Origin of the sequence: Mycobacterium sp. (assembly GCF_032159565.1) — a bacterium.
In the GTDB taxonomy this organism is placed as follows: Bacteria; Actinomycetota; Actinomycetes; order Mycobacteriales; family Mycobacteriaceae; genus Mycobacterium.
This window is the reverse complement of the sequence record NZ_JAVHWR010000009.1, coordinates 58,520-66,060: the sequence shown is the minus strand read 5'-3', so window position 1 is coordinate 66,060 and position 7,541 is coordinate 58,520. Positions and strand designations below refer to the sequence as shown.

Sequence of the window (7,541 nt, the reverse complement as noted above, 5' to 3'; positions counted from 1 at the left end):
GGCGGCGACGGCCGCCCAGAATCCCCTACTGCAGCAGGCGATGGCCTCGGAGCTGACGACGCAGATCACCGAGCTGGCCGCCGACAACGGGTACGCGCTCAACAACGCCGAGCTTGTTCGCGGCGTGACCGGCGCCTACACCGCCAACTCGGGATTTCCCGGACAGTTCGCCCAGGCCAACCGCATCGCCCACCGGTGGATGTTCACCGACTCGGTTGCCCGCGACCAGGGCGGCGGCGACCGCTGGCTCGTCGATATCGCACCGATGCTCTCCGACGATTCGCTTCGCCAGACACTCGGCACCCTCAATCTCGACGTGCCGGACACGCTCATGGTGCCGATCACGGTGCCCGAAAACTCCTCACTGCGGCCCGGCCAGTTGAAGGCGTTGTCGACGTGGGGTCCGTGGGTGAGCATCGGTGCCTGCGTACTCGCCGGGGTGTTCGCCCTGCTGACAGTGGCGACAGCGCGATCCCGGGGCAAAGCGCTTGCCGCGCTGGGTGTTTCGGCTCTTCTGGTCGGTGCGGCGGGGTGGGCCGGACTGGAGGTGGGCAGGCGCTACATCGACGATGGGCTGAACCGCACGACCGGTGACATCCGTCAGGTGGCAGAGGTCATGGTCAACACGGCCGAGGGCAGCCTGCACCACTGGCTGAACCTGACGCTGGCCGCGGGCGGTGTACTGGTGGTGTCCGGCATTTTCGCCTCGATGCTCGGCGGGTTGCGCCGCAGCGATTAGAGTCTCGCCATGCCATTCGTCACGGACATCAAGGGGCCACAGCGGCCGGTCCGGACGTGGCCGCCGCCCGTGACCGGTGCACTGCGGCGGACGAGCACCATCGACACCCACCCGGCGCAGGCCGGCAACTCCGCGGTCGACCTGCGGGCCCGCGACGCGGTCGCCGGAGCCGATGCGGTGGACGTGCTCGGGCAGGTCGCTGTGCGCGCACACCTGGCCGGGCGGGTCATCGACGAGATCGTCTCCGACCCGCCCGACGGACGGCTGGCGCAGCTGACGGGAGTCCGCGTGGGACCCGGGTTCCGCTCGACGGTCGCCAGGCTGTTTCCCGACGAGGTCCGGCGGGCCGGCCTGCTGCATCTTCTGCTCGACGACTGGGTGGGCGCGGCGTTGGTGTCCGGCTATGCCGTCCAACACGCGGCGATCAATCTCGGCATCGAGGAGAAGCTGGCGCCCGGCACCGCCGATCACATGGCGGGCATCTGCGCGGGCTTCGCGTCCGACGCTTCGCTCGTTCCCTACGCCAAGCGCAACGGCACCATCCCGTCGGTGCACGGTCCCGTGGCGCCGCCGTTTCCTGCGGACGGCATGCACCCGGTCGAACCGCTGCGCCCGCATGGCATGCGGCGGTTCCGGAGACTGGACCTCGCCCCGGACGGTGGTTTCGATGCACACTTCCGCGACTCCCACGTCGACGGCGACGGTGTCGAGACGATCGTGCACGAGTACACCGTCGAGGGCACGGTCGACGCGGCGACGAGAACGATCACGTCGGTGGCGGCCACGGTGCGGGTGCTGCCGTGGCAAGAATGTCCAGCAGCCATCGGCAGCGCTGTCCGAGTTAAAGGAATGATGCTGTCGGAGTTGAGGAATCGGGTCCGCGGCGAGTTCGTTGGCACCAGCACCTGCACGCATCTCAACGACACCTTGCGCGCGATCGCCGACCTCGGTGCGCTGCTCGATCTGCGGGCCGGCGCTAGGGCTCGATGACGTGCGACGGGTCGGGCCGCCGCTCCGGCGGCGCCTGGCTGTAGTCGCCCCACGGGCCGTCGCGGTGCTCGATCGCGGCGCGGACCCCTTCGGTGGCGGCGGTCTCGATGAACTGCTGTGCGTCCGGGGTGTTGCGCATCAGCCCGTCGAGGATCGCGCCAAGCGTCTGAGTCGACGCCAGTCCCATGTTCTCGTACGCCTGGTTGACGATCAGCTTCTGAGCCTGCAACTGGGACAACGGGATTCGGCACAGCATCGCGGCCACTTCGGCGACGCGCGCCTCCAGTCGGTCGAACGGGACCGATTCGTTGATCAGCTCGACGTCAGCGGCTTCGCGGCCCGTCAACGGCTCCCCGGTCAGCGAATGCCACTTCGCCTTCGCGAAGCCCATCCGGTACAGCCACATCCCGCTCAAGTAGGCGCCCCACATCCTGGAGTACGGCGTGCCGATGACGGCGTCGTCGCTGGCGATCACGATATCGGCGGACAGCGCGAAATCGCTTGCGCCACCGACACACCAACCGTGCACCTGCGCGATCACGGGTTTGGACGCCCGCCAGATCGCCATCAGTTTCTGGGTCGGGCCGGTGGCGCGGGCGGTCGTGAAGGCGAAATCCTTTCCGGGATCCCACTTTCCGTCGGTGTTCATCGACTCGCCCCAGTACTCGAAGCCCCCGCCGAAGTCGTAGCCGCCGCTGAACGCTCGGCCTGCGCCGCGCAGCACGATCACCTTGACCGCCGGATCGCGCTCGGCGAGGGTCACCGCCGCCTCCACCTCGTCGGGCATCGGCGGAACAATCGTGTTCAGCTCGTCTGGTCGGTTCAGCGTGATGGTCGCGACGGGCGACTCCGCCCTGTACAGCAGCGTTTCGAACTGGGACATGCCTGCAGTATCGCCGTCAGCGCACGAGCGCGGCCACGGCTTCGGCGATCGGGGTCTCTCCCGAGATGACGTCGAAGCTCTGGCCTGCGGTGCGCGGCTCGTCGAGCACCGCGACGAGGACAGCCGCGACGTCCGCGCGGGGAATACTTCCAGGACCGGTGGAATCGGCGATCTTCACCAGTCCGGTCGGCGCGTCATCAGTGAGCCCGCCCGGCCGCACGATGGTCCACTTCAACGCGGAGCGGGCCCGGATGTTCTGGTCGGCAACGCCTTTCGCGCGCAGATACGCCTGAAACACCTCGTCGTCGGCGGTGGCCTGCGGGTCGGCGCCCATCGCCGAGATCATCACGTACCGCTCGACGCCCGCGGCCTCAGCGGCATCGGCCAGCAGGATGGCGGCGTCGCGGTCGACGGTCTCCTTGCGTGCCGCACCGCTGCCCGGGCCGGCCCCGGCGGCGAAGACAACGGCGTCGGCGCCGCGCAGGTGTCCGGCGACCTCGTCGACCGAGGCCTTCTCCAGATCCACGACCAACGCGGTCGCACCCGCCGCTTCGAGGTCGCCGACCTGTGCCGAATTGCGGATGAACCCGGCGACCGAGTCGCCCCGCGCAGACAGCAGCCGTTCGAGTATCAACGCGATCTTGCCGTGGCCACCGGCGATGACGACATGCATGCCATAAGTCTTACTCGCCGTCGGCCGGCAGCGCCGGCGGGGGGTCCGGCCTTCGGTTGTGGCGGCTCGCCGCGTAGACAGTGTCGCCGATCTTGAGGTGAGAGGTGAACCGCCAAGCGGTTCCCGTCATGACGAAGGCCACCGCTGAAGCGATCGCCAGACCCGAACGCCAATCCGGCAATTGGCCGATGAACACGAGGACCGCTCCAACGGCCGAACCGGTCCAGTAGGCCCGCCGCTGTATGGATGCGGGCGACAACACACTCGATCGCCACAACGGGCGCATGCCCGCCAGCGCGCCAAGGACGACCGCCGCCAGGCCCGCGTAGAAGACGACCTGCGCGATTGAGTGATCCATCGTCACCAGCTCGCGCCGCCACCGCCGGCACCGAGGGGCAGCTTCGGGTCGAAGTTGCTTCCGACGGCACCGCCGACCTCCGATCCTGCGAGGCCGCCGAGCACGCCGCCGATCACTGCCGCGGCCGCCGCGGTGAAGGGCCCGCCGACCGAACCGACCGTTGCGCCTGCGGCCATCCCGCCCATCCAGCCGCCGCCGAGGCCGCCGAGTGCCGATCCGAGGTCCTGGTACTTGGAGTCCCCGCCGTCGATGAAATCGATTCCCGCGCTGACCAGTTGAGCGATATTGCCTATCGTGCCGAGGCGTCCGCCCCATTTCGTGAAGACCTCGGCGTCGGCAGGCGACAGGTGTCCGAATTGGCCGAGCGCGCGCTTACCGGACTCCTCTGCAGCATCGCCGTACCGCTCGGTGCCGGTGCCGATGCTGTCGCTCAACGACCCAAGGCCGGTCAGCATCTTCTTGATCCCGTCGTCGGAGAAGCCCATGCTGCGCAGCTGCTGCTCTGCGCGGCTCAGCACCATCGCACGGGCCTGCGTGTCGCAACTGTCCAGCAACGCCGTCGCCGCGTTCGGCGACATCGGCGGCGATCCGAGCAGGCCCGCTTCCAGCTTCTGCTGGAACTCGAGGCGCGACCTGGCCTGCTGGGCAGCCGTGGTGCCGAGGATCGGATCGACCGGCAGCGGCCCCATGAAATCGGCCATGTTGTGGTCGTGCAGACGCTCGCCGGCGTACTGCACGTCGTAGGGGTTTGCGTCGGCGTCGTTGACCGTGGCGAAATCGCGCAGCCTCGCGGCGGCGGCCGCCTTCTCCGGGGTCATCGGTCCGCCGCTGTTGACCAACGCCTCATCCTCGGCCCGTTGGGTTTCGTCGTACTTCGCGGCGTCGGCGCGCGCCTGGTCCTGTTCGGAGAGCCGGCCGTCGCCCTCGGCGCCCTTGACCGCATCTGTGTCATAGCCGTCGGCCGCCATTTCCAGCTCGGCCGAATCCAGCTTGGTGCCGTAGGTGTCGCGGACGGCTGTCATCTCGCCGAGAGAATTCTTGGTGGCGTCGATCGCGGCCGTCTTGAGCTCCGACCAGTCCAGGTTGACGCCGTCGGCCTGCGCTTGGGCGATCTCGGCTGCGATCGTGTTGTCGAGCTGGACGAGCCTGCCGTTGAGGTTGCCGATCGAGACGTGGCCGCTGCGCTGCGCCTCGGCGAGGGTCGCGGCGATGTCCTGCAGATCCGCCGCGACCTTGGCCATCTGCCGTTGGCTGAGGTGCAGCCACTGCGTCGCGCGCCTGACCTCTTCGGAATCGTTGACGGGATGCGCGGGATCGTCGCGGTCCCACGCCTCGTCGAAGCGCTTCTTGGCCTGGTAGAACTCCTCGTCCGTCTCGGTGATGCACAGACCGGCGGTGCGGAACGAGGTGGCGAGCGCGCTGATCTCACCCGGTGCGCCCGCCTGGATCGTGTCATCGATCTGCCAGGGGTCGCCCCCGGCCGCGCCGATCAATTCCGGAACACTCAAATAGACCAGCGCAGGGTAGTCAGGCATCGGCGATGCGCGACACGTCTTCGGAGTTCCGACGCTCGGTTTCGCTGAACCGGCCCGACGCGATCTGCACCTTCTGCCCGACATCGGTCAGCGTCCGATGGTTGTCCCGCATGGCGTCGACGCGGCTGCTGCGGTGCGCGCTCAAGCGCTGATGAAACGACCGTGCCGCGTCGAAGTCACCGAAGATGCTCGACCCGATCGGTGCCTCGGCCAGCGCCGCCGCACCGCCGAGGACACGCTCGCCTGCGCTGCGCGCCACGTCGCCACCCGAGCTCAGCAGCTCCGGCTCAACCCACATCGCCAACCTCCAAGGCCCAAGTTGTCAGTTTAGCGGCGATGCCGAACCGGCCCTGGCATCAATCCTTCAGCGTGCGGTGCAGGAACTCGAAGATCAGCGCGGACCGAAATGCCGTCTGCGCGTTGTCCGCCGCGCCGGCGTGGCCGCCCTCGATGTTCTCGTAGTAGTGCACGTGGTGCCCGGCCGCCTCCAGCGCCGCGGTCATCTTGCGCGCGTGCCCGGGATGGACGCGATCGTCGCGGGTCGACGTGGTCATCAGCAGTGGCGGATAGCCGCGCTGTGCCGAGATGTTCTGATAGGGCGAGTACTCGGCGATGAACTCCCAGTCGTCGGGATCGTCTGGGTCGCCGTATTCCGCCACCCAGGACGCGCCGGCCAGCAGCAGGTGAAACCGCCGCATATCCAGCAGCGGGACACTGCACACCAGCGCCCCGAACGACTCCGGGTACTGGGTCAGCATGATGCCCATCAGCAGTCCGCCGTTGCTGCCGCCCTGCGCGCCGAGCTTGCTGACCGTGGTGATCCCGCGCCGCACCAGATCCTGTGCGACCGAGGCGAAATCCTCCGCCACCAGGTGGCGGCCCTCCCGCATCGCCTGGGTGTGCCAGCCGGGCCCGTACTCGCCGCCGCCGCGGATGTTGGCCAGCACGTAGGTGCCGCCGCGGGCCAGCCACAGCCGACCCAGCACCCCGTCGTAGCCGGGCGTCCGCGAAACCTCGAAACCGCCGTAGCCGCCGAGCAGTGTCGGTCCGGGCCCGGCGCTGTCGGTCGGCGCGACAACGAAGTAGGGAATCGCGGTGCCGTCCTTCGACGTCGCGAAATGCTGTGTGACGGTGATGTCGTCGGCATCGAAGAACGCCGGTGCGGACTTGATCTGCTCGAGCGGGCCCTCGACGGGTCCGTGCAGAAGCCGCGAGGGGGTGGTGAATCCGCTGCAATCCAGGAAGATCTCGTCGCCGAGGTCATCGGTGTCGACGATGACGGCGTTGGTGTTGTCCGGGATGCCCGGTACCGGCTCGGTGGTCCACGTCCCTGGCGTCACCGTCTGCACCCTGCTGGCGACATCGGCGAGCGTGACGATCACCAGCTTGTCCCTCGTCCATGCGTAATGATGCAGGCTGGTGTGCTCGTCGGGCTCGAATACGACATACAGTTCGGCTGTGCCGGAAAGGAATTCGTCGTAGTCGGCCGCGATCAGCGAACCCGCACGGTAGGAACCGGCTCCGGTGTGCCAGTCGGTGCGCAGCTCAATCAGCAGCCAGTCGCGATGCGCCGACACGGTGGCGTCTGTGGGCGTCTCGATGCGGATGAACTCGCCGTCGCGCAGCTCGTGGACCTCGTCGTTGAAGAAGTCGACGGCGCGGCTCAGCAGCGTCCGTTCGAAGCCGGGTGTGCGGTCCCTCGACGCCGCGACGAGCACGTCGGTGCGTGCCCCGCTGAACAGGGTTTCGGCGTCGTCGAGCGGTGTGCCGCGTCGCCAACGTTTGACCAGCCGTGGGTACCCGGAGTCGGTGAGTGAGCCCTCGCCGAAGTTCGTGCCGATCAGCACGGAATTCTCGTCCTCCCAGCTGATCTGGGTTTTCGCCTCGGGCACCTGGAAGCCGTCGACGACGAATTCGCGTGTGCGCATGTCGAACTCACGCACCACGGCGGCATCCGAGCCGCCCCGCGACAACGTGATCAGCGCCAGGGAATGATCGGGCTCGATGACCTTGGCGCCCGCCCATACCCAGTTCTCGTCCTCCTCGGCGGCCAGCGCGTCGAGGTCGATCACCACCTCCCAGTCGGGTGTGTCGGTGCGATAGTCGTCCAGTGTGGTGCGGCGCCACAGGCCGCGGGGGTTTGCCGCGTCGCGCCAGAAGTTGTACAGCCAGTCGCCGCGGCGGCGGACGTAGGGGATTCGCGCATCGGTGTCGAGCACCTCGAGGGCCTCGGTGCACATCTGCTCGAACCGTTCGCCACCCAACTGGGCGAGCGTGGGCTCGTTGTGTCTGCGGACCCAGTCCAGCGCGTCGTCGCCGGTGATGTCCTCGAGCCAGAGGTATGGATCCGTGCCTGTCATCCC

At 68.2% G+C, this 7,541-nt stretch carries 7 protein-coding genes and 1 pseudogene; 2 read left to right on the top strand and 6 right to left on the bottom strand.

All coding sequences use genetic code 11. The features are described from left to right. Together QOC76_RS01600 and QOC76_RS01595 are read left to right on the top strand one after the other, a co-directional pair. Positions 1–739: hypothetical protein (locus QOC76_RS01600; RefSeq protein WP_526353466.1), on the top strand; the 739-nt coding region annotated here is incomplete at its 5' end. Positions 740–748: 9 nt separating this feature from the next. Then, the gene (locus QOC76_RS01595; protein ID WP_526353464.1) at positions 749–1,729 is read left to right on the top strand and encodes a DUF2889 domain-containing protein; all 981 of its coding nucleotides are present in this window, start codon (positions 749–751) and stop codon (positions 1,727–1,729) included. On the opposite strand, the gene QOC76_RS01590 is transcribed toward QOC76_RS01595, so the two are convergent. The 6 genes and pseudogenes from QOC76_RS01590 to QOC76_RS01565 all read right to left on the bottom strand — a co-directional run. After that, positions 1,716–2,612, bottom strand: coding sequence for a crotonase/enoyl-CoA hydratase family protein (locus QOC76_RS01590; RefSeq protein ID WP_526353462.1), 897 nt, complete (start codon positions 2,610–2,612; stop codon positions 1,716–1,718). The two genes, QOC76_RS01595 and QOC76_RS01590, sit on opposite strands and share 14 nt — an antisense overlap. 16 nt (positions 2,613–2,628) lie before the next feature. Continuing rightward, on the bottom strand, positions 2,629–3,285 hold the full coding sequence (locus QOC76_RS01585; RefSeq protein WP_526353460.1) for an NAD(P)H-binding protein: 657 nt from the start codon (positions 3,283–3,285) through the stop codon (positions 2,629–2,631). Between the two features lie 10 nt (positions 3,286–3,295). Next, positions 3,296–3,643, bottom strand: a complete 348-nt coding sequence (locus QOC76_RS01580; RefSeq protein ID WP_526353458.1) for a hypothetical protein — start codon at positions 3,641–3,643, stop codon at positions 3,296–3,298. 2 nt (positions 3,644–3,645) lie between these two features. Continuing rightward, positions 3,646–5,178: a putative alpha/beta hydrolase gene (locus QOC76_RS01575; RefSeq protein WP_526353455.1), complete on the bottom strand. Its 1,533-nt coding sequence runs from the start codon at positions 5,176–5,178 to the stop codon at positions 3,646–3,648. After that, positions 5,171–5,476 carry a DUF2563 family protein gene (locus QOC76_RS01570; protein WP_526353453.1) on the bottom strand — a complete coding sequence of 102 codons (306 nt, stop codon included), beginning with the start codon at positions 5,474–5,476 and terminating at the stop codon, positions 5,171–5,173. The genes QOC76_RS01575 and QOC76_RS01570 overlap by 8 nt, the downstream gene beginning before the upstream one ends. Before the next feature lie 58 nt (positions 5,477–5,534). Next, positions 5,535–7,541, bottom strand: a pseudogene (locus QOC76_RS01565) (prolyl oligopeptidase family serine peptidase); the annotation flags it as partial.